We start from the raw sequence: 20,882 nt of genomic DNA, 5'->3' as shown, positions 1-20,882 counted from the left end.
TCTTTTTATTCAAAAAAATTTCCGGTACACTTGTGTATTACGAAGCGGTTTAAATCCTACAGAGTTGTATAACCTCTCAGCACTTTCATTTCCTTCTATATAACATAGTCTAATGTCTTCGTACCCGTCTTCTAACAACTTGTTGATAACAAATTGTAAAGCTTTACGCCCATATCCATTTCCTTGATGACTTTGTGCAACCATTAAATTCTCTACTGTCCCTTCCCCTACCGTAACTGATGCAACAAACTGGTCATTTTTTAAAACCACATACACATTACTTTCATTGTTCAATTTGTATTTCTTTATACTATCTTTCGGAGCAAGATAAGGCTTCATATCATTCATTTCATGCAATTCGTAATAACATTCCTGTACCATTGTTACAAACTGCTCAAAAAATCTATCCTCATATTTAATAAACGTCATATTCGTTTCAGGAAAGCTCTCTCCCTTATATATCAATTCAAGTGATCCCCACCATCTTTCAAATCCCATTTTCTTAGCAAAACCAATACAATTTTCTGATTCTGTTCTCATATAAGTGCACACAAAATCCGGATTCATTTTAAAAATCAACTCTTCTATTGCCTTATATAATGCAGAACCAATACCTTTCAATCGAGAACCCTGTTCCACATACACACTTATTTGAGCAATAGACTCTTCATTACTATTTGTATAAAAAGATGAATATGCGAACCCTTCAATCCCATTTTGGTTATATAAAAGAAAATGCGTGGAATTCGATACAATATCATCTAAGGAACCTACCTCTTCTTCTATCCCCATACTTTTTATTAAATTTAACATACCGATTCTATCCTCTTTTTCACTATAAGCACGTATCATTTAAATACTCTCCATCCCCATTAAAAGTAAATTTCCTGTTAAAAATTCAATATATATTTATTCAATGAATTCGTTTCAAACCCTCCACCCCTTAATAACAAACTCTTCCCTATAATCTGATTATTGCTATATCCATTGACGTATAAAAATACATTTGTTACTCTTAAACATGTTAATTTAATACATAAATCCTCATTCGTATCTCGGTGAGGTAGAGGTTGCAATCATTAAGAGTATCATTTCAGGAGATGTAGTGGCATTGATGAATGAATGAGAAAGGAATGGTTGCCGAAGTAAGATGTGTCCACCATGCACGCTTGCTGGGTCTGCATTTAATAAGTGCAGAACTGTCACAAACGTTTCGTTTGTGGAGAGCTATCGAGAGGTATGTCGCGTGGGTTTCTTATAAGATAGAAAGCATGTAGCGGCAAGTTTACGTGCTTTTTTTGTTTTGTTTGGAACTTCTCTTCCTGACTTAGGAAGACATACATATCTCCTCGCTTGACTTGGTTATACTAACTTTGGAGGTATTTTCTATGCAACAAAAAAAATGGGGCTTTTGGGTACTAACAGCTTTCGTTGTCGGTAACATGGTTGGCGCTGGTATTTTCATGGTACCAAGTACGTTGGCACAAACAGCAAGCCCACTCGGTGTCACTTTAGCTTGGTTAACAACAGGGTTTGGTGTTTTAATGCTAGCTCTTGTTTTCGGTAATTTAGCAATTCGTCGTCCTGATTTAACGACAGGACCACAAAGTCATGCATATGCTTTATTTTCATCACCAAAAAAGAAGAAAATGGCTGGTTTCAGTATGGTGTGGGGATATTGGGTAGCAAACTGGGCAAGTAACGTTGCCATTATTACATCTTTCGCGGGATATTTATCACTCTTCTTCCCGATTATGAAAGATACACGTCTATTGTTTTCAATTGGCTCTTTCGATATAGAAGTTGGAAAACTAATTACATTTACCATTTGTTCCGTCTTACTATGGGGAACACATTTAATTTTAACAAACGGTGTAAGTGGAGCTGGAAAATTAAACTTTTTAGCAACAACAACGAAAGTAACTGGATTCCTTCTATTCATCATCGTTACTTTATTTGCATTTGAAGCTTCAAAGTTTGGGCAATGGTACACACCTATGATCGATAAAGAAGGCGTATCACACGGCCTCCTTTCACAAGTGAACTTAGCTGCTCTTACAACACTTTGGGCATTTATCGGAATTGAATCAGCAGTTCTTTTATCAAACCGAGCTACCTCTCCAAAAACGGTAAAACGCGCCACTGTTGCTGGTTTACTAATTACAGTTGCAATTTACTTAGGAATTACAATTTTAACAATGGGTGTACTTCACGTTGATAAATTACAAGCTTCTGAACGTCCATTAGCAGATGCTTTAAACGCTGCAATGGGTCACGGCGGCGGGAAACTTATGGCATTACTTGCTCTTACTTCCCTATTCGGTTCCATATTAGGCTGGATTTTATTAAGCTCAGAAGTACCTTATCAAGCAGCGAAAGAAGGTTTCTTCCCTTCCTTCTTCACAAAAACAAATAAAAAAGGAAGTCCAATTTACTCACTACGATTAACAAACATTATGTCGCAAGTGTTCTTATTCTCAACATTATCAGGAACAATCGCGGAAGCTTATACATTCGTTATTACCGTATCAACTTTAGCCTATCTCATTCCATATCTAGTTTCACCAATCTTCCAGTTAAAGCTAGTCGCAACTGGTGAAACATATAAAAATGAAATGCGGGCAAGAATTACGGATGGCATAGTCGCAGTGATCGCAATTTGCTACGCACTATGGGTTATTAAAACCGGAGCATCCGATATAAAAACATTCCTTCTCGGAATTGGTTTATTCGTAATTGGCTTTGCCTTCTATCCATTAATGAATCGTGATCAGAAAAAAAATAAAGAAAAGAAAAACGAGCAAGTTGCATAACGCAATTTGCTCGTTTTTTGCTTAATAAAACATATATAATAGAAAAAAGAGGTGAAAAACATGTCAATCGAATCACTATGGAGCTCTCGCTTTCAACAACATATTCAAAATGCCATCACATACTTTGCACGTATGATTAACGGTTTGCTATATAGCTTCATCTTCGTCTCATGTGTAGGTGCATATTATTACGCAAAGTTTCTTAAAACGGATCCTTCTAAAGGAATATCTTTATTACTCATCACGATCGTACTTACACTCATTATAACGAGATGCCAAGTTCGCACATTTATTCAAAAACCTGACGCTGTCTATTTACTAGCACTAGAAGAGAAATTAACATCTTATTTCAAAAAATCTCTTCTATATAATTACATCATTCAGCTTTTCCCGCTTGTATTTATGTTCCTTATTATCGTACCGCTTGCCATGCAATCATTACAACTAACCGTACCTTTTTTATGTACAATCTTTATAGTTTTAATGATTTTAAAAGGCTGGAATATATACATACATTGGATATGGCGTGATAGTCATGAAAAAAACATATGGCTTATAGTGCGCGCCTTTTGTAATGCACTTATTCTTTACATGCTGTTTTATGCAGCAAATGTTATCGTATTGGGTGGCTTACTCTTACTTCTTGCTTTCCTACTTCTATATACAAAAAAACAGCCCGCAAAACGAATACCGTGGGAATACGTAATCGAGCAAGAAGAAAAAATGGACATTCGCTTTTATCAATTCGCTAGCATCTTCACTGATGTTCCGCAGCTAAAAAAACAAGTAAACGGTAGAAAATGGCTTACAAATTGGATTGAACCTTTACTACATAAAAAACAAGCTACTTTCTTCTATTTACATACACTATCGTTTTTACGTGGGAATGATTATTTCGGTATATATATTCGCTTAAGTATTATCGGTTCCTTTATCGTATATTTCGTACCGAATCTATATGTAAAAGGCGCTATCACTTACTGCGTCCTATATATGATCTCTATGCAGCTTCGTTCGCTGTGGAAGTATTTTTCGGGAAATATTATTGTGGCATTATATCCGATTGCTACTGAAGAAAGACTGAATCAATTTCTCAGCTTACTTTTCACATTAATAAGCATTCAGTTAGCTGTATTTTCAGTTGTTATACTCATTGCTACAGGACAATTACTACATAGTTTGATCATTGTAGTAATCGGAGTACTATGGATAAAGTTTATTATTGTACCAAAAACGAAGAAACGGATTTCTTCTTTATAACTAAAAAAGAGGCTGCGCACAGCAGCCTCTTTTCTCGTCCTAAAATTTCTAATCACTTTTCGTAGGCATTTCTCATATAGTGAAAATGACTATACGATTCCTATCCATAAGTTAAATAATGATTTCGCACATATAAAGTGAAACTTTAATCAGTAGGGGTTTTGTCCATCTCCCACTGATTATTAGCCTTCACCAATCGGGCATTTACGGGCAGTTATCTCCCACCTAACTTCCTCGCATTCGCCGAATTTTGAGGTGGGAGTCTTACCGCCCACAAATAGCGGGATAAATAAAAAAGATAGGAGCTCTATTATGAACAACAATCCGCCTTCAACGCCCCAAAACAACTCAGAAGAAAATAGCCGTGACATTAAATTGCAAACATTACGGGTCATCGGACTCATTGTCCTCATTAGTGGTTATATTCTCGTCGCTCTCTCAGAAGTAGGTGAACTGAAAAACTTATTAACAAACCCGAATGCCAATCCTAATTTAGCTGAAGTTGATCCGTTTTAGAAGCTATCTAAAAAGCGAGTCCCAGCATAACCGGTTCGCTTTTTAGATAACTTTATCCAATCTGAGAAACTCCTTTCTCATCCTCATACTTCTCTTTTCCGATCGCCTTCATAAATAATAAAATACTGCTCATACCAACAATAAAATACAGCACACTCATTCCCCAAGAGGCAATAAATGAACCTAACATAACCCCTAATGCACCGTTCATTTTCGCCACTTGAAAGACCATTCCATTTATCGCCATATAAGAACCTCTCGCCTCATTTGGCACCATATCTGCCATAATAGATTGACGAACCGGTACATACATCATCTCTCCTACAGTTTGGAAAAGCCCCGCAATTAATAAAATCCATAGGCTATTGCTCGTTCCAAGTATGGTAAATCCAATTGTATAAATGAATAAGCCTACATATAAAATCTTTAAATCGTTGAAGCTCTTCAACATTTTAATAACAAGCGCCGAAAATAATACAATTAAAATTGTATTCTCTGTAGATATCCAGCTCAGCATTCTTATACCTGTTAAATCAAACGTAAAACCATTTCCAAAGAAAAAGTGAATCGTTTCAAATTCCTTCTGCAAACGTACCCCTAAATAATTATTAATTTGAAACTCTAAAGATAATGTACATATACTTGCTGTACAAAAAATTAAAAACGCTCGGTCTTTCATAACAACTTTATAACTATCCGCCATATCTCTTAATACGCTTTTCTTCGCTACTGTTTTTCGAGCCACATACACTTCTTCCATATATACAGCCATAATATATAAAGTGATGACAGCAACAGCCGTTAATACGATAAACAATTGGAATCTATAGTTTTCAAATAGTAATCCGCCAAATATCGCTCCAATCGCAATCGATAAGTTAATAGCCCAGTAGTTAATGCTGTACATCACTTTTCGATTTTCAGGTGTACTCACATCGATTAACATCGCCTCGGTTGCTGGATTCATAAGCCCAGATCCTAAACTGTTCCCTAACATAAACAAAAACGTTAACCAAGGTGAATCTACATAATCCGAATTCGCAATTCCCATACAAGCAATTGAAATGACTTGTATACTTTGACCTATAATCATTACTTTTTTACACCCAAGCCGATCGCCAATATACCCACCGTATAAACCAATTACTAATGAAGCTATTACATTAATTAGTAGTAAAGCACCCGCAACAGCACTACCTAACTTTATTGAAAAATAAATCGCCATAAATGGAAAAATCATTGTGGACACAGTACGTGTTAAAAACGAAGTTATAATTCTAATTTTTATATTTCGGTGCATACTCCAAAATCCCATTGTTTCCTCCTCCTTATGCTTATTCATTTTACTTTGAAAAAGAGGAAGAAAAAGGTTAGAATATTCTAAAGAGTTTCCCCTTTTATTATAGAAGGAAGTGTATACATATGAAAATTATGGATTATTACATTAGACTAAGGTTGCATGCACAAGACCAACAACATATACGAAATAGCTTACAAGAATTAGCGGATGTTTTATATTGCAGTACGAAAAACGTGAAGATTTTATTAAAGAAAATGAGCGAAGAACAGCTAATTTACTGGACTCCAGGGCGTGGTCGCGGAAATAAAACAGAAATTATATTTGCACATACTTTAGCAGAAGCGATTGAATCCTATACAGATGAACTGTTAACCCAAGAAAAATTAAAAGATGTCTTTCTTCTTTTAAAAGAGCCCCTTCCTCTTGCAATTCAAAAAAAGATAGAAAATAAACTACATCATCATTTTGGATACGAACCTTCAAATGATATGTATGACATATTGAAGATCCCTATATCAAGAAAGATATTACCATTAGATCCCGCTTTTACGGCTGTAACAACCGAGGGTCATCTTATTAGCCAAATTTTTGATACATTAGTCATTTATAACGATATTACAGAAAAAATGGAACCGCACATTGCTCATACGTGGGAATTAAGTCAGGATCAACTTACGTGGACGTTTTATTTACGAAAAGATATACATTTTCATAATGAAACTCTTTTAACTTCTAAAGATGTTCAATTTTCATTTGAAAGATTGCAGCAAGCTCAATCTCCTTACACATGGTTAACACAGGAAATTGTCCAAATTGAAACACCGTCACCACTGCAAGTACGGTTCCATTTAGCAAAACCGAATTTGTTTTTCTTACATTATGTAAGTTCAATACAACTCGCAATTTTGCCCTATGATACGGTAATCCAAAATCATCACTATATAGGTACTGGACCTTTTAAACTTAATCATTATTCTGAAGATAATATCGTACTAGAAGCTTTCACGCATTATTTTAAAGAACGTGCATTACTAGACCGTATTGAGTTTTGGCGTATTCCAGATCATGTGAAAATACATTCTGATTATGAATTACCAAATGAGAATGAAAATGAAAGACATGACATACAAATAGAAGAAATAGGCTGTATTTATGCTGGCTTCAACTTTACAAAACCTGGTCCCCACCACGACATTTACTTTCGTAAATCTTGGAGAGAAATATATGATGTTGAAACGATACTTCGTAATATAGAGGGGCGACGAACAATTGCTGCATCAAGCTTTTTCCCTGAAAGAAGCCGCCAAGCTCTGGGAAGATCCTACTCTTTAGAAAAAGCAAAAGAGTATTTGAAAAAGAGCACCTATAATGGAGAGACGATACATATTTACTTCTTCGCATTTAAAGATAGCGCAAATGACGCAGACTTCCTAAAAGAACGTTGCGAACAATTAGGAGTGCACGTAGAACTTCACCCATTTCTCGTTTCAGATTATATGGATCGTTCTATTGATAGACATGCCGATATTATTTTAATGGGAGAAGTATTTGCTACCGATCATGAAATTGCATTCTTAAATGTATTTAAAAATAAAAGTTGCTTCGTAAATCGGTTCATGGACCCGCACTATGAAAAACAAATTATTTGTTTGCTAGATACCTTTTTATTAGAAGGAAATAAAGACAAGCGCTATGAGCTCATGTATGAAATCGAAGAGTTTTTACAAGCAGAACACATCATTTTATTTAACTATCACGTTTTAAAAAGGAAAACATATCCCTCTTCTCTAAAAAATGTAACAATAGATTCATTCGGTTGGGCAAATTTTGCGAAGTTATGGATACAGCCATCCCCGCGTTAAAATGTGAAGTTTTTTATAAAAGGAGAAGAACCATGAAAAGCAACCTAGAAAAAAGGCTTTCCTATCTATACACAGGTGAATTATTTTCAGTCATTACCTTTATTTTCACAAGTTACTTACTTAATTATGCTTATCCTACATTATATTTATATTCCCTATATTCTTTTTGGGTCTCATTTCTTCTTTTAGAGTTTCTCTTACTACAAGGAACTTTTTACTGGTACGTAAAGTGGAAAAGACTAAAAAAAGAAAAAACATCTGTTACACCTATTTGGATTATTCAATATTTAAAAATACTAAAAAAAATAAATATCGGATTGATTATCACAGGACTTATTATGTTTATTATCGATTTTTTAATTTGGTATCCCCACTTACCTTTAGGCGGGCTATCATTCGCTCTATTTGTTTATGTTTTTGCATTATTTGAGTATATTAACTATTATCATACTCAGCTTTCATACGATAACACCTCTGATATTAAATATTTGATAAAATCAAAAAAACTAAAACAGTCCTGTATGAGTAAAGATTTTCAACGTATTTCATAAAAGGTTAATTTCCGCTTATGAAGACTTTAAGCTAAGAAAAACTAAGCAATTTTTATGAATGCAAGAGAAGGTACTACATCCTTAGTAGTACCTTCTTTTACATTTTTAAAGATGAACCTTTTTACGCACAAAGATGCAAACTATTATTAAATTACTTCAGCCAAATGATTCTTCAAGTCCATCAAAAATTTCTCAATATCCGGATTTTTCACCACATCATAGCAAGCAAAACTCTTTAACGGACTCATACCGAGAAACTTCTGCACACGATGTAAATGACTAAGCGCTGATTCTAAACTTTCTCCTTCAAAGAACTTCGTCTTATCTCCGAATGCTTTTTCAGGTGCGTTCCAAGTTGTAGAAAACATATACTGCTTCTCTTTTAGTAAACCACCTGTTCCGTATTCATCCGCACCTTTAAAGAACAAGCCATATTCATATACTTCATCCATATACGTTTTAAATAATCCAGGAACACTAAACCAGTAAATTGGTGTTTGATAAATTACAACATCCGCCCATAGAAATTTATCTTGTTCTTCTTTACTATTGTAGCCATCTTGAATCGTTGTTGTTTTCACATGATGATTCTCGCTTAATACAGTTACCATATACTCAACTAACGTTCTATTTAATCGACCTTCTTTCGAACCGTATTTTTCATGTCCATTTATAATCAATACATTTTTCATCGCTTTTCTCTCCCCTATATGATCTACTCTTCAGCTATTAAGCCCAGTTGCTGTTTCAGTGTAAGATTATCTTCTAAATGCCAATCTTCCGTTACCTTTCCGTCTTTCACATGCAAAATATCAATCGCAAAAAAATTGATTTTCTGACCATTATGAGTTCCTGTAAAAGAAAGACGAGCTGTTACTTTATCTCCAACAACTAACAAATCTTCAATCTCGCAATGTATGTCTGGAACGACTTTACGAAAATTTTGCGCTGCAAACTTTAATCCTTCAATGCCTTGTGGACGGCCTTTCGGCAACGTATTATCGAAAAATTTTTCAGAAACAGTCTGCGGAATAAGCTCCTCTTTACCTGTATCCCAAAATGCATAAAAACGCTGAGCTGCATGCACGATTTCTGTCGCTTCCTTTTTACTTAATGAAGGATCAATTGTCATTGCTTTTGGCTTCGGCATTTCCTTTAATAACTGAATTTCAGTTTTTTGCTCACCACTACATGCTACAAGCACAATGCAAATGACAAAAAAACTAAGGAACGCAAACAACTTTTTTATACCCATGGAAATCACCTCCTCTTCATACAAACCCTTTGTATTTCGTATTGCTATTGTATATGCACTAACTTCCTTTATGGAAGTAGTGATATTTTTTTCATATAGTTACCAAAAGTATAGTTTTGTGATACTATAAAGCAAATTCATTCAAAAAATTTTTATGGAGGCTAGTTCCATGAACAATATAGATCCGGTTGTATTAACGAAAGGCTTACCTGGAATCCCATGTCCTATCGCTAAAACTCTTGACGTAATTAGTACAAAATGGACATTTTTAATTATTCGTGACCTTCTTATTGAAGGGACATTACGGTTTAGTGATTTACAAAAATCAATGGATGGGATTAGTCCGAAAACATTATCACTTCGCCTCAAAGAATTAGAAGCACAAGGGATTATAACGAGAAAAGTATATCCAGAAGTTCCGCCTCGTGTAGAATACACATTAACGGATAAAGGAAAGCAATTAGAGGGGATTTTTATTGAATTAAAGCGGTTTGGATTAAGTTTGTAAAACAAAAACCCCTTACAATGGTAAGGGGTTTTATTACTTCGCGAAACTTTCAGCTAACTGCTTCTCTCTCCACATAAATGTAATGCCGAGACCAACTATTAAAACAACGCCTGAGAAAGCATATGGATAATGAATATTTATATCAAATAATATTCCGCCCATCGCCGGTCCTGCAATATTTCCTAAGCTCGTATAAGTTGAGTTCATACCAGCAACGAATCCTTGCTCTTTTCCAGCTGCTTTCGATAAAAACGTCGTTAAAGCTGGACGAAGTAAATCAAATGCTAAGAAAATAAAGCAAGTAACAAGAAGTACACTCCAATAATTAAAGACTATAGTTGAAACGAATGCTAACACTGCTCCTACAACTAAACATATTTGAATTAATACTTTCTCACCGAACATGTCTACCAATTTTCCAAACATAAATACTTGCACAACTACCCCAAAGATTGAGCTAATCGTAATAATGGCAGCAATGTCTTTCGGTGTGAAACCAAATTTATGATCAGAAAACAGACTAAAAACTGTTTCATATGCTGATAAACCGAAAGCGAGTACAAATACAATAATAAATGCGATTGCATACATTGGATTTAAAGATTTCTTTAAATCCCCGATAAAACTTGATTCTTTCGTATTAGCAGAAATCTCTGCAATTTGTTCTTTCGTTAACGGCTCTTTCAAAATAAATATAGAAATAATGCATGCTATAAAGGCTATAACTGCTGCCACAAAGAACGGTACACGTATTCCGTATTCTGCAATAAACCCGCCGATTCCAGGCCCTATAATAAATCCGGTGCTAATAGCCGCAGATAAGTATCCCATCGCCTTTGGACGCTCCTTAATAGATGTAATATCAGCAACATATGCCGTAACACCCGGCATAATAAACGCAGCACTAATTCCGCCTAACACCCTCGCTGCATAAAGCATCCATACATCTTTTCCTAATCCAAAAAGAAGCTCTGAAACACCAAAAATAAATAATCCAATGATTATCATTTTCTTCCTACCGTAAAGATCGACCCACCGGCCTGTAATTGGTGAAGTAATAAGCTGAGCCATTGCAAATACTGCAACGAGATAGCCCATCGTCTTTCCTGTTAAATTCATATCATTCATAAAGGATGGCATAACCGGAATGATTAATCCAATCCCTAAAAAAGCGATAAATATATTACTCAAAAGAATGATTAATACCATCTTTTGTTCTTTTATCGGTTTCTTCACTTTTTAACACCTCTTCCCGTAAGTTCCTCTCAAAAATAATGCCCAGGAAACTTTCTCTTTATCCCGCTATTCGTGAGCTCATAAAAAGTGGATATTGCCCTCACTTATTAAAATTTCACTCTATCCTTCCACACATACATAAGTACAGGGTGAATGATTATCATTCAGTTTTTCATAGAAATGAACCTACCTTTTTCAGACAGGTTCATCTTACTACTTCTTTATATGTAGTGCATGTGTTAAAAAATCTAGTACTTCTGCCTTTTGTAGCTCGACTTGCTCATCATCTTTATGATCATATAAATAAACTTGTTCCGCTGCTGATTCAACAAGAGCGATAAATAACTTTGCTGTTCGCTCTGCGTGAACCGAATCGCGAATTTCACCTGATTCTTTTGCAGCACTTAAAAATTCGCTTAGCCATATATAAAGAGGCTCATATACAGCTTCCCATTCTTTTATATGTTCAGTAGATGCAAGGCCCGCATACATTAATGCTTGTATTTCACGATATTCAGCTATAAAGTTAAACACTGCATCTATTACCTGCTCAACTTTACTTGAAAAAGGTGCATCGTTCTGTACTTTTTCTTTCACTGCAAGTATCATCTTCTCAACCATCACTTCTGCTATTGCAGGCATAACAGATAACTTAGAAGGAAAATATAAATAGAAAGTTCCTTGCGCAATGCCAGCTAATTTCACGATATCAGAAATCTTCGTTTTTTCAACGCCCTTTTCCTGAAATACTTCAATAGCTGCATAGACAATTTTTTCTTTTTTATTCATCATCTAAACCCTTTCACACGCGTATTGAATGACTGTCACTCATTTTATAAAATAACTAGCTGTACTGTCAATTATAGTGCACTTTTCATAATAAAAATCTCCCAACAAATCGTTAGGAGATTCAACTTTAATATCATTTTCTTATGAAAGAGCCTTTAATCCCGTAACTCCACATACGATAAGGGCTACACTAATGATACGAGCTTTACTTTTCGATTCTCCAAACAGGAACATGTTTAATAACACTGCTCCGGCAGTCCCAATGCCAATCCAAACCGCATAAGCCACACTTACTTGTAAGAACAAGAAAGATGTGTATAAAAACGCGAAGGAAGTTGCAAATCCACCTATATAAATCGCTCCATTTGCTAACGTCTTATCTTTACTATACATTTTAAGGCCTATCACACCAACTATTTCACTAATTGCAGCACAAAATACGAAAATCCAACCCATTTTTAAGCAGCTCCTTCCATAGTTTCTTCCACTGTTTCTTCTTTATTATCAGCCAATTTTAAACCGATAACGCCCGCTACGACCATCACGATAAAGAATAGTTTTCCTACACTGAAACTGCCGCCGAAAAGGAATACATCCATTAGGAAAGTACCTACCGTACCAGCTCCGGCAAACACAGCATATACAGTCCCTGTTGCAAGATGTTCACACGCTTTCGATAGGAAGTAAAAATCAACAGCGATAACTCCTACAATAATGGCCCAATGCCACCAAGTGTGGGCCGTATTAAAACCAAACACCCAAAAGACTTCAAAAATACATGTTAATATGACATATAACCAAGCTTTATTTTTCATATCTCTCACCTTCTATTTTTTACTGACTGACCGTCAGTCATTTTTAATTTAAAAAATATAATCTCACGCTAACTACTATTTAAAAAACCAATATCATCCTCATTTATCCTTATATTTGTTCCGTTATTAAGCTAACTACATATAAAAGTTACTTATCTACACCCTTTCACATAAAAAATGACTGAATGTCATTCATAAACATTCTACATGACCAATTGATAAAATGTCAACACCCGGATTCTATTAACCCAAAAATATTTTAAATTTCTTAAATTCACATGTATATTTCTTAATAATCTGTCAATAATGGTAGTAACAAAATATTTTCTCCATTCCCCCTTGGAGATCCCTTTGAATCGAGCAGTTGCTTTTAGCTAACTGCTCCTTTTTAATTTATCGGCACATTATAATAAAATACTCATAGATAAATTCCAAAACAAAGACCTGTACTCCCTTTTCAACATGCAACAAAGAACAAAATATTTTGTACGCTATTTACTTTCCAACGAGTCTTTGTATGCAATAATTTTATTTTCAAGCATATTCTCTGTAACTTCTAAGTTTTCTCTTTGAGTTTGAATAGATTTTTTATGATCTTCTAAAAGTTGTAAACGAGCTCCGGTTGTATGCTCACCTTCTGTATATAATCTAGCGTATTCTCTTATTTTTGCTATCGGCATTTGTGTTTGTTTTAACTTCATTACAAACTGCAACCACTTTATATGTGACTCTTCATACAATCTATTCCCATTTGCATCGCGATTTGCAATTAATATATTCTCCTTTTCATAATAACGTAATGTATGTGTGCTCACTCCTAATAATTTAGCTACCTCGCTAATTGTGTACATAATCATACTCCCTCCACACGCCATTTACTCTCATATATTTTACTGCCTTATCCAAATTATCCCGCTATTTGCGGGCAGTAAAACTCCCACCTCAAAATTCGGCTGGAGCAAAGAAGCAAGGTGGGAGTCGGGCTGCCCGTAAACGCCCGATTGGTGAGGGCTGATAATCAGTGGGGGATGAACACCCCCCCACTGATTAAAGTTTCACTTTATAAAAAACATTTGACTTAGAGTATACTCTAACAAATACAATCTAACCATAATAAATTAATTTGAATTTAGGAGGCTTTTATATGAAATATACTGTTATTACTGGCGCTAGTTCAGGAATTGGCTATGAGTCCGCTTTAGCCTTTGCATCTCGCGGAAAAAACTTAATACTTGTAGCTCGAAGACAAGCAGAATTAGAAGAATTAAAATTGAAAATTAACGAAATGAATCCGGAATTGGATGTTGTCATTCGAAGAACTGATTTATCCGTCACTGAAGAAGTTTATAAATTTTATGAAAGTCTACAAAGTTTTCAAATCGAAACGTGGATTAACAACGCAGGTTTTGGTAATTTCGCCTCAATTGCTGAACAAAATTTAAACAAGATAGAAACGATGTTGCATGTAAATATAGAAGCACTAACAATACTATCTTCCCTTTTCGTTCGAGATTATTCAATGACCGAAGGAACACAGCTTATTAACGTTTCATCAGGCGGTGGATACACGATTGTTGCAAATGCTGTTACGTACTGTGCTACGAAATTCTATGTAAGTGCATTTACAGAAGGACTATCTCACGAACTGAAAGAACAAGGTGCAAAACTACAAGCAAAAGTTTTAGCTCCTGCTGCAACTGAAACAGAATTTGCGAAACGTTCATTTGATATTGATGAGTTTCAATATGATAGTGTTGTACCTAAATTTCATACTGCAAAACAAATGGCACAATTTATGCTCGACCTTTATGATAACGATAAAGTTGTAGGACTTGTCGATGGTTCTACGTATAACTATGAACTTAGAGATCCACTTTATAATTTTGCCGTGAGAAAAACGAATTCAAATTCCTAATACCATCTCATTTTGTATTAAAATATAGATACCCACTATTATTTGAATAATAGTGGGTGCTTTTTCTCTAGAATTTCATCCAACATAACGAATCATCGCCACCTCATCACAATAATTGACTTTTGGACAATGTCTGCAATCAATCCATACTTTCTCTGGCAGCAATTCTTTATTTACAAAATCAAATCCACACTTTTGAAAAAATACTGTTTCATACGTTAAAGAAATCACTCTTTTTACATTTATTTTCGTCGCTTCCTCCATCACATGACTCACGAGCATACGCCCTATCCCTTTTCCTGCATATGTATGCGAAACTACTAACGACCGTACTTCTGCAAGATCCTCTCCTAACACATGTAAACCAGCAACTCCAATAATTTTCTCTCCTTCTTTCATGACATATAAACATTGTAAATATTGATAGAGAGACAGAATAGACCGCGGTAAAACAACTCCCTCTTTTGCATACATTTCAATGAGATTATAAATTTCTTTCACATCACTTGTAACCGCATTAAAGATTTTCATATTATATCCCCTTACCTAGCACCATAATATTTATAAGAGCAAATACATATTAATACATAATTTCATATAATAATACATCTCTCTTTTCTCTCCGTCAATCACTTTTCTGAATTTTATCCCGCATTAACGGGCAGTAAGACTCCCACCTCAAAATTCGGCTGAAGCAAAGAAGTTAAGTGGGAGATCAACTGCCCGTAAACGCCCGATTGGTGAAGGCTAATAATCCGTGGGGGATGAACAAAACCCCCACGGATTAAAGTTTCACTTTACACAAACAAAAACCAAGCAATCTAATCAATGCTTGGTTCCTCATTTCGTATCGGCAATACCGTCGAATATTTAATTTCACGCAGTGCTAAACTTGTCTGTATCCGTGTAATCCCTAACTTATTCAGCTTTCTAATAAACTGCTCCAGTTCCTTACGATCACGATTTGCAACTTTTAATAAATAATCATACTCTCCTGTTAAACAGTGACATTCTAACACTTCAGGCATCGCTTCTAATTCTTTTTCCAGCACTTCTAGCTTATCTGATTGATGAATATTCGTACTCATAAAAATAAAGCATAATAAATCAAACCCAAGCTTTTCTTGATTTAAAATCGCAACTTGCTTATCAATGAATCCTTCCCCGTCTAATCTTTTTATTCTTGCGTGCATAGCAGCCGGTGATAAATTAACGCGGCGTGCTAGCTCTGCATTACTTACTTGTGACTCCTTCTGCAATATATCTAAAATTTTTACATCCAAATCATCAAGCACTTTAATAACAGATGACTCCATCAAAATTCCTCCTTTTTTCTTACCGATGATTATTCGAAGAAACATCCCATAACTTATATAAAACTGAATATTTTTCTGTGAATAAGATTTCTAACAAAACATTTTATCGAGTTTTAACCATTATACAAAAGAATATATTAGATAATAAAGAAAAATGCTAAAATTATTTACAGTTCATTCTTATTTCAAAAAAGGGGTTTTTAGCATGCCTTATTTTTACGTCTTTTTATTATTATTAACGAGCTTATTATGGGGAGGAAATTTTGTTGTTGGGAAATCACTCGTCGATCATGCATCTCCGATGACACTGACAAGTTTAAGATGGATTATTGCGATTGTTTGTTTATTACCAATGGTATGGTTTAAAGAGAAGAAAATCATTCCACCACGCTCTGCAATACTTCCGTTAATACTTATGGGAATTTCAGGAGTCGTTCTTTTTAACATTTTTCAATTTTTAGCACTAGAAAAAACATCCGCAACGAATGTAGGACTTATTTCTACATTAAGCGCTATTTCGATTGCATTATTCTCTGTGTTATTTCTAAAAGAAAAAGTAAATACATTTCAAATTCTTTCTATGATTCTTTCATTTTTCGGGGTTATGCTCGTCCTTTTAAAAGGAAATTTCGCACTTTTATTTTCACTACATTTTAATAGCGGAGATTTATGGATGATTGCGGCTGTTTGTATTTGGGGCATTTATTCTGTTTGCAGTAAATGGGCAACAAAAACAGTTACACCACTAATGGCGACGTTATATTCTGGCATTTTTGGCGTCATTTTATTGCTTCCATTTAACATAGGGAACTTCACTATTTCCAATATCAATTCTTCTTTCATTACATCACTTTTATATACAGGACTCATTTCAACAGTACTTTGTATGGTATTTTGGAACATTGGTGTACAGAAATTAGGCGCTACTACATCAGGTGTTTTTCTAAATTTCAATCCAATTTTTACAGCTATTTTAGCATTTATTTTCCTCGGAGAAGAACTAACATGGATTCAAATTTTCGGAACAATTATCGTCGTGACAGGATGTTATTTATTTTCACATTTCAAAACTATGACTGCTCAGCCAACTAGAGCTTTAGTGCGAAAGCATTCTTAATGAAAAAACATCGCCACCAGAGTGGCGATGTTTTTATTTACCTTTCATTTCTTTCACATACTGTTTTTCTTCTTCTGGCGATAAGCGTTCTGTTGCCTTTCCAGTATCACCACCTTGAATTTCCCACAAAAAGTTATGCTCCTCAACCGTTTGTGAAAAATCCCCTTTCTCCCAGCGCTCCAACGTAGAAAGCAGCTTTGATTTATATTTTAAATTAGTACTGCTTTCTACTGCGTTTTTCGCACTACTAATTTCCTTATTTGTCATTTCGATAAATCCCCATTTCTCAGAGGATTTCACTTTTTGATGTACCATCCTATGCATTGTAGAAATAATTTCATCTTCACTAACTTGTGGCTTTTCTTCCTTTACCCTCTTCTCCTGTTGATCCATCACTTTTTGTACTTTAAGGCTCTTCTCCTCCTCCTCTATATAATTAAGAAATTTAGTAACACCGAATAAAGCTCCTACCGCAATTACAATCATTGTAATTGTCCCTATTATCCATTTTTTCATATTATGTACTCCACATTCCCCCTAATAATTACATAAACAAATGGAATCGCCTGCACATAGTCGATTCCATTTGTTTCCTTATTTTATTTTAAGCCTTCATCGCTTCTCGTACAATATAACTATCCACATACTGCCTAAACTTCACGATTTTTCCGTTCTCAAGTTTCCATACGTGAACAAAGTCTGCTTCAAAGGATTTTCCCGTCTCTTTATAAACTCCTGAGTAAACACCTTCAGCAATGATTACATCTTTTCCGTTTACTTCATGGTACGTATTTACACTCGCTTTATAATTATCCCATTCTGATCCTAAACGGCTAAATACATTTTCCATTATTGCTTCTACACCAATATACGTTCCGCCGTACGGAAAACCGGCTGCCTCTGTCCACTCTACTTTTTCAGAGAGAGCTTCCGCTAAATGTTTTGCATTTGAAGAAGATGGTCCTTCATATGTGCTTCGAACAATTTCTAAATTTGTTTTTTGTACCATTATTTTTTCACCCCAAATGCGTTTGCTGCTAAAACAAGTCCAATTTCTAACGCTTTAACGTGCGGGAATCGTTCCTTTATTGCCGTTTGAATTTCTTCACTTGAAGGATTTCCTGCAAGGACTTCATCAAATGCTACTAAATATTTACGAGTATGCTTAATCGCATCTGCTGTATTTGGTGCATCATAATCACGATGTCCAGCTACAACAATTTCAGGATGAAGATTTTCAATTTCACTTAATGTTTCTAACCATTTATGACGAGCTTCAGCATCTGTTTCTAACGTCCATACGAAAGTATTGTTATAAACGATATCTCCTGTAACAACAGCTTTTAATGATGGAATCCATACATAACTATTATTCGGCGTGTCACCTTGCAGGCCACCTTTAATGATTAACTCGTTCCCCTCTAAAATTAATTTCTCTTCTGTTAATGCCTCTGGAATAATTGGTTGATGAGGAACATTATGCCCAATAGATGGTTTCCATTGTTCCACTTTCTTTTCAAACGTATTGCGAATATCTTCTACTGTATTTCGTAACGCTACAATTTTCGCTTCTGGAAATGCTTCATGTAATACATTTAATCCGAAATAATGATCCGGGTGAAAATGAGTCACATAAATATGAGTTAAATTCTTTCCCGTTTCAATAATTTGAGCTGCTAAACGGTGCGCATCACTTAATAAAAATTGTGCATCGATAAGAATTGCATCTTTTTCTCCATATACAATTGTGGATGTAACTTGAAATGCTTGCTTAGATCCTGTAAAAACCTCTAAATGTAATTTTGACATGTTATTTCCTCCACTTTTTATTTACTCTTTTATATTTCTTTATTCTTTAAGCTTTATTCAAGTTGTAACTAATTTAGTTACAACTTGAATAAAAAAATATACGAATCATTTTATTATTAATTAACTTGATGTAATCATTATAGTTACACCAAGTCGTCAAGTCAACACATTAAAAGTGAAATTTACTTCGTTTTCATTACTTTCTCTTTTAAGAAACGATCTACATATCCTTCTGCTTTTACAACGAATAAATACGCACCCATCGATAATAATGCAAGATCTAATTCATATCCCGGATTCTTTCCATCTCCTAATAAGCCTGCTGCTCCATTTACCTTTACGATAGCTCCAGCCAAAATAAGAGCGAATAACAATCCTACATATCTCACACCTAAACCGATAATTAATAATATACCACCTACTAATTCAACTGTTGCTACGCCGTATGCAAGACCACCTGGTAAGCCGATGCTTGTAAACCATCCTGCTACGTTATCGATACCCGATTGAAACTTTGCTAAACCGTGTGCAAAAAACGTAACTCCTAACACGATACGAATAATTAAATTACCAATATATTGATTCATTCTGAGCTCTCCTTTTTGTTTTGTTATGGTGAACATTTATTCACAAGACAAAACAATACGATATTTCTTTTCATTCGTCAAATACTTTTTTGAAAGAAAACAAAAAACATTATCCGTTTTACGAATAATGTTTTTTACAAAATAGCGCTCATTCAAGTTTTTACTCTATCGCACAGAAAAAGTTGAAACTTTTTTCCAGCACCAATATAAGGCAATAACGACATGTCCTCTTCCACAACCATTCCGACAACATTCACCTTCTCATCTGTAGGCAAATCATTTATAACAACTTGCATCTCCCCAGCATATCTACCGTACAATTCATTATCAATTGTAATACTGCCTCGTTTTCTTGAAATTGTATTCATCGGTTGTAATACAACTTTATTTTCTTCACGCGATTCTACAGAGCGAATGACATCACGAGCCGGATCTAACCTATTTGTATGCACTTGCTCTACCACTTTTAATACTTCACTTTCATTTATAAATGACTCATATCGCACTGGAATAATCCCATTACGCGCCATCGCGATTTCTTGTACACTTTCTAGGCTCCCGCTTATATCTCCAATTAGCACTTTATCGACATCACATTCTTGAATAAGTTCTAAATATGCTTCAAGCGGGCGCATATAGCGATGCTTTTCTAAAGTTGGTAAACCCTCAAATAAAGGGCCTCGTTTTACACCATCTCCAGGAATAAATGCCATCGTTTTTATTCCGCACTCATGTAGATACTTATTTTGTTTTTTCAAAAATGATTTGGCTAGTCCTGTTTCTGGACGCGGATAAAAATTATGCCACGCTTCTACATGATCTACTCTTATACTTTCCACAAGTAACTCTTTCCAAAATGATTCTGTAATCGTACTCGCATTTAAAGCCACTTTCATCTTATGAGATACGCGTGCTATTTCTTTTGGAGCAATGCCGTAATCCATTCGTAAACCAGTAATGCCCCACTCGACTAACTCTTCCACATTTTCATATGTCATTCCTAAGTGATGTAAAGATTTTGGAGAGACATCGACCATTAATTCCATTTCATACTTCATCGCTTGTTCCCCAAGTATTTGTATTAACTCTTTATACGTATTCGGATCGTCTTCTGGAATGTGAAGAGATGTGAAAATAGATGAAAATCCGTTTTCTTTCACTGTTTTTAACCATTGTTCTTGCTTCTCTACTCGCTCTTTTGAAAGATAAATTGAAACTCCTATCATATAAATC

Annotated in this window: 24 protein-coding genes and 1 riboswitch; of the genes, 8 read left to right on the top strand and 16 right to left on the bottom strand. The window is 35.0% G+C overall.

The features are described 5' to 3' along the window. Positions 1-9: 9 nt before the first annotated feature. Positions 10-852, bottom strand: coding sequence for a GNAT family N-acetyltransferase (locus FT637_RS17420; protein WP_193647359.1), 843 nt, complete (start codon positions 850-852; stop codon positions 10-12). Positions 853-1,056: 204 nt separating this feature from the next. Then, positions 1,057-1,238, top strand: a riboswitch (Lysine riboswitch). Positions 1,239-1,388: 150 nt separating this feature from the next. On the opposite strand from FT637_RS17420, the gene FT637_RS17415 reads away from it, so the two are divergent. The 3 genes from FT637_RS17415 (at position 1,389) to FT637_RS17405 (ending at position 4,589) form a co-directional block, all read left to right on the top strand. After that, the gene (locus FT637_RS17415) at positions 1,389-2,813 is read left to right on the top strand and encodes an amino acid permease (protein WP_193647358.1); all 1,425 of its coding nucleotides are present in this window, start codon (positions 1,389-1,391) and stop codon (positions 2,811-2,813) included. 60 nt (positions 2,814-2,873) lie between these two features. Then, entirely contained in the window at positions 2,874-4,073 is a 1,200-nt protein-coding gene (locus FT637_RS17410; RefSeq protein WP_193647357.1) for an ABC transporter permease, read from the top strand. A gap of 312 nt (positions 4,074-4,385) precedes the next feature. Beyond that, positions 4,386-4,589, top strand: a complete 204-nt coding sequence (locus FT637_RS17405) for a hypothetical protein (protein ID WP_193647356.1) — start codon at positions 4,386-4,388, stop codon at positions 4,587-4,589. Between the two features lie 52 nt (positions 4,590-4,641). Here FT637_RS17405 and FT637_RS17400 read toward each other — a convergent pair whose 3' ends face one another. Next, the gene (locus tag FT637_RS17400) at positions 4,642-5,904 is read right to left on the bottom strand and encodes an MDR family MFS transporter (RefSeq protein WP_193647355.1); all 1,263 of its coding nucleotides are present in this window, start codon (positions 5,902-5,904) and stop codon (positions 4,642-4,644) included. A gap of 107 nt (positions 5,905-6,011) precedes the next feature. On the opposite strand from FT637_RS17400, the gene FT637_RS17395 reads away from it, so the two are divergent. Then, positions 6,012-7,751: an SgrR family transcriptional regulator gene (locus tag FT637_RS17395; protein ID WP_193647354.1), complete on the top strand. Its 1,740-nt coding sequence runs from the start codon at positions 6,012-6,014 to the stop codon at positions 7,749-7,751. Between the two features lie 32 nt (positions 7,752-7,783). Next, a complete protein-coding gene (locus FT637_RS17390; protein ID WP_193647459.1) occupies positions 7,784-8,302 on the top strand; it encodes a general stress protein in 519 nt (172 codons plus the stop codon). A 146-nt stretch (positions 8,303-8,448) separates the two neighbouring features. Here FT637_RS17390 and FT637_RS17385 read toward each other — a convergent pair whose 3' ends face one another. Together FT637_RS17385 and FT637_RS17380 are read right to left on the bottom strand one after the other, a co-directional pair. Beyond that, positions 8,449-8,994, bottom strand: coding sequence for an NAD(P)H-dependent oxidoreductase (locus tag FT637_RS17385; RefSeq protein WP_193647353.1), 546 nt, complete (start codon positions 8,992-8,994; stop codon positions 8,449-8,451). 23 nt (positions 8,995-9,017) lie between these two features. Continuing rightward, positions 9,018-9,557: an ester cyclase gene (locus tag FT637_RS17380; protein ID WP_193647352.1), complete on the bottom strand. Its 540-nt coding sequence runs from the start codon at positions 9,555-9,557 to the stop codon at positions 9,018-9,020. 169 nt (positions 9,558-9,726) lie between these two features. Between FT637_RS17380 and FT637_RS17375 the strand changes: the two genes are divergently transcribed. After that, positions 9,727-10,065 carry a winged helix-turn-helix transcriptional regulator gene (locus FT637_RS17375; RefSeq protein WP_001059473.1) on the top strand — a complete coding sequence of 113 codons (339 nt, stop codon included), beginning with the start codon at positions 9,727-9,729 and terminating at the stop codon, positions 10,063-10,065. A 33-nt stretch (positions 10,066-10,098) separates the two neighbouring features. Here FT637_RS17375 and FT637_RS17370 read toward each other — a convergent pair whose 3' ends face one another. The 5 genes from FT637_RS17370 to FT637_RS17350 form a co-directional block, all read right to left on the bottom strand. Further along, positions 10,099-11,301 carry an MFS transporter gene (locus tag FT637_RS17370; protein WP_193647351.1) on the bottom strand — a complete coding sequence of 401 codons (1,203 nt, stop codon included), beginning with the start codon at positions 11,299-11,301 and terminating at the stop codon, positions 10,099-10,101. A 213-nt stretch (positions 11,302-11,514) separates the two neighbouring features. Beyond that, on the bottom strand, positions 11,515-12,093 hold the full coding sequence (locus tag FT637_RS17365) for a TetR family transcriptional regulator (RefSeq protein WP_193647350.1): 579 nt from the start codon (positions 12,091-12,093) through the stop codon (positions 11,515-11,517). A 138-nt stretch (positions 12,094-12,231) separates the two neighbouring features. After that, positions 12,232-12,546 (bottom strand): DMT family transporter, encoded by a 315-nt coding sequence (locus FT637_RS17360; RefSeq protein ID WP_048373562.1) that lies wholly within the window; start codon positions 12,544-12,546, stop codon positions 12,232-12,234. A gap of 2 nt (positions 12,547-12,548) precedes the next feature. Further along, on the bottom strand, positions 12,549-12,905 hold the full coding sequence (locus FT637_RS17355; RefSeq protein ID WP_193647349.1) for a DMT family transporter: 357 nt from the start codon (positions 12,903-12,905) through the stop codon (positions 12,549-12,551). 491 nt (positions 12,906-13,396) lie between these two features. Then, complete coding sequence (locus tag FT637_RS17350) at positions 13,397-13,756, bottom strand: MerR family transcriptional regulator (RefSeq protein WP_193647348.1); 360 nt, start codon at positions 13,754-13,756, stop codon at positions 13,397-13,399. Positions 13,757-14,049: 293 nt separating this feature from the next. Here FT637_RS17350 and FT637_RS17345 point away from each other — a divergent pair, with 293 nt between their 5' ends. After that, positions 14,050-14,820 carry an SDR family NAD(P)-dependent oxidoreductase gene (locus FT637_RS17345; protein WP_193647347.1) on the top strand — a complete coding sequence of 257 codons (771 nt, stop codon included), beginning with the start codon at positions 14,050-14,052 and terminating at the stop codon, positions 14,818-14,820. A 75-nt stretch (positions 14,821-14,895) separates the two neighbouring features. Here FT637_RS17345 and FT637_RS17340 read toward each other — a convergent pair whose 3' ends face one another. Both FT637_RS17340 and FT637_RS17335 read right to left on the bottom strand, forming a co-directional pair. Further along, positions 14,896-15,351 (bottom strand): N-acetyltransferase, encoded by a 456-nt coding sequence (locus tag FT637_RS17340; protein WP_193647346.1) that lies wholly within the window; start codon positions 15,349-15,351, stop codon positions 14,896-14,898. A 290-nt stretch (positions 15,352-15,641) separates the two neighbouring features. Beyond that, entirely contained in the window at positions 15,642-16,136 is a 495-nt protein-coding gene (locus tag FT637_RS17335; RefSeq protein WP_002159151.1) for an Lrp/AsnC family transcriptional regulator, read from the bottom strand. Positions 16,137-16,341: 205 nt separating this feature from the next. Here FT637_RS17335 and FT637_RS17330 point away from each other — a divergent pair, with 205 nt between their 5' ends. Beyond that, positions 16,342-17,253 carry a DMT family transporter gene (locus FT637_RS17330; protein WP_193647345.1) on the top strand — a complete coding sequence of 304 codons (912 nt, stop codon included), beginning with the start codon at positions 16,342-16,344 and terminating at the stop codon, positions 17,251-17,253. Between the two features lie 33 nt (positions 17,254-17,286). On the opposite strand, the gene FT637_RS17325 is transcribed toward FT637_RS17330, so the two are convergent. The 5 genes from FT637_RS17325 to FT637_RS17305 form a co-directional block, all read right to left on the bottom strand. Beyond that, positions 17,287-17,769, bottom strand: a complete 483-nt coding sequence (locus tag FT637_RS17325) for a PRK06770 family protein (protein WP_193647344.1) — start codon at positions 17,767-17,769, stop codon at positions 17,287-17,289. An 88-nt stretch (positions 17,770-17,857) separates the two neighbouring features. Further along, entirely contained in the window at positions 17,858-18,262 is a 405-nt protein-coding gene (locus FT637_RS17320; protein WP_193647343.1) for a nuclear transport factor 2 family protein, read from the bottom strand. Next, positions 18,262-19,062: an MBL fold metallo-hydrolase gene (locus FT637_RS17315; protein WP_193647342.1), complete on the bottom strand. Its 801-nt coding sequence runs from the start codon at positions 19,060-19,062 to the stop codon at positions 18,262-18,264. Before FT637_RS17315 ends, FT637_RS17320 begins: the two co-directional genes overlap by 1 nt. Before the next feature lie 182 nt (positions 19,063-19,244). Next, the gene (locus FT637_RS17310; protein WP_001077751.1) at positions 19,245-19,649 is read right to left on the bottom strand and encodes a DoxX family protein; all 405 of its coding nucleotides are present in this window, start codon (positions 19,647-19,649) and stop codon (positions 19,245-19,247) included. A gap of 152 nt (positions 19,650-19,801) precedes the next feature. Further along, positions 19,802-20,875, bottom strand: coding sequence for a DUF871 domain-containing protein (locus tag FT637_RS17305; protein ID WP_193647341.1), 1,074 nt, complete (start codon positions 20,873-20,875; stop codon positions 19,802-19,804). Between the last annotated feature and the right edge of the window lie 7 nt (positions 20,876-20,882).

Source organism: Bacillus cereus, from assembly GCF_015071065.1.
In the GTDB taxonomy this organism is placed as follows: Bacteria; Bacillota; Bacilli; order Bacillales; family Bacillaceae_G; genus Bacillus_A; species Bacillus_A cereus_BA.
This window is presented reverse-complemented; position numbering and strand designations above follow the sequence as displayed.

What these genes read in the sequence shown, in the direction of transcription:
- FT637_RS17360 (WP_048373562.1), bottom strand. Translation starts at nt 12,546, where the DNA reads ATGGGTTGGATTTTCGTATTTTGTGCTGCAATTAGTGAAATAGTTGGT.
- FT637_RS17405 (WP_193647356.1), top strand. Translation starts at nt 4,386, where the DNA reads ATGAACAACAATCCGCCTTCAACGCCCCAAAACAACTCAGAAGAAAAT.
- FT637_RS17325 (WP_193647344.1), bottom strand. Translation starts at nt 17,769, where the DNA reads ATGAAAAAATGGATAATAGGGACAATTACAATGATTGTAATTGCGGTA.
- FT637_RS17355 (WP_193647349.1), bottom strand. Translation starts at nt 12,905, where the DNA reads ATGAAAAATAAAGCTTGGTTATATGTCATATTAACATGTATTTTTGAA.
- FT637_RS17365 (WP_193647350.1), bottom strand. Translation starts at nt 12,093, where the DNA reads ATGATGAATAAAAAAGAAAAAATTGTCTATGCAGCTATTGAAGTATTT.
- FT637_RS17390 (WP_193647459.1), top strand. Translation starts at nt 7,784, where the DNA reads ATGAAAAGCAACCTAGAAAAAAGGCTTTCCTATCTATACACAGGTGAA.
- FT637_RS17340 (WP_193647346.1), bottom strand. Translation starts at nt 15,351, where the DNA reads ATGAAAATCTTTAATGCGGTTACAAGTGATGTGAAAGAAATTTATAAT.
- FT637_RS17420 (WP_193647359.1), bottom strand. Translation starts at nt 852, where the DNA reads ATGATACGTGCTTATAGTGAAAAAGAGGATAGAATCGGTATGTTAAAT.
- FT637_RS17385 (WP_193647353.1), bottom strand. Translation starts at nt 8,994, where the DNA reads ATGAAAAATGTATTGATTATAAATGGACATGAAAAATACGGTTCGAAA.
- FT637_RS17335 (WP_002159151.1), bottom strand. Translation starts at nt 16,136, where the DNA reads ATGGAGTCATCTGTTATTAAAGTGCTTGATGATTTGGATGTAAAAATT.
- FT637_RS17315 (WP_193647342.1), bottom strand. Translation starts at nt 19,062, where the DNA reads ATGTCAAAATTACATTTAGAGGTTTTTACAGGATCTAAGCAAGCATTT.
- FT637_RS17305 (WP_193647341.1), bottom strand. Translation starts at nt 20,875, where the DNA reads ATGATAGGAGTTTCAATTTATCTTTCAAAAGAGCGAGTAGAGAAGCAA.
- FT637_RS17320 (WP_193647343.1), bottom strand. Translation starts at nt 18,262, where the DNA reads ATGGTACAAAAAACAAATTTAGAAATTGTTCGAAGCACATATGAAGGA.
- FT637_RS17330 (WP_193647345.1), top strand. Translation starts at nt 16,342, where the DNA reads ATGCCTTATTTTTACGTCTTTTTATTATTATTAACGAGCTTATTATGG.
- FT637_RS17345 (WP_193647347.1), top strand. Translation starts at nt 14,050, where the DNA reads ATGAAATATACTGTTATTACTGGCGCTAGTTCAGGAATTGGCTATGAG.
- FT637_RS17310 (WP_001077751.1), bottom strand. Translation starts at nt 19,649, where the DNA reads ATGAATCAATATATTGGTAATTTAATTATTCGTATCGTGTTAGGAGTT.
- FT637_RS17410 (WP_193647357.1), top strand. Translation starts at nt 2,874, where the DNA reads ATGTCAATCGAATCACTATGGAGCTCTCGCTTTCAACAACATATTCAA.
- FT637_RS17415 (WP_193647358.1), top strand. Translation starts at nt 1,389, where the DNA reads ATGCAACAAAAAAAATGGGGCTTTTGGGTACTAACAGCTTTCGTTGTC.
- FT637_RS17350 (WP_193647348.1), bottom strand. Translation starts at nt 13,756, where the DNA reads ATGTACACAATTAGCGAGGTAGCTAAATTATTAGGAGTGAGCACACAT.
- FT637_RS17400 (WP_193647355.1), bottom strand. Translation starts at nt 5,904, where the DNA reads ATGGGATTTTGGAGTATGCACCGAAATATAAAAATTAGAATTATAACT.
- FT637_RS17380 (WP_193647352.1), bottom strand. Translation starts at nt 9,557, where the DNA reads ATGGGTATAAAAAAGTTGTTTGCGTTCCTTAGTTTTTTTGTCATTTGC.
- FT637_RS17375 (WP_001059473.1), top strand. Translation starts at nt 9,727, where the DNA reads ATGAACAATATAGATCCGGTTGTATTAACGAAAGGCTTACCTGGAATC.
- FT637_RS17395 (WP_193647354.1), top strand. Translation starts at nt 6,012, where the DNA reads ATGAAAATTATGGATTATTACATTAGACTAAGGTTGCATGCACAAGAC.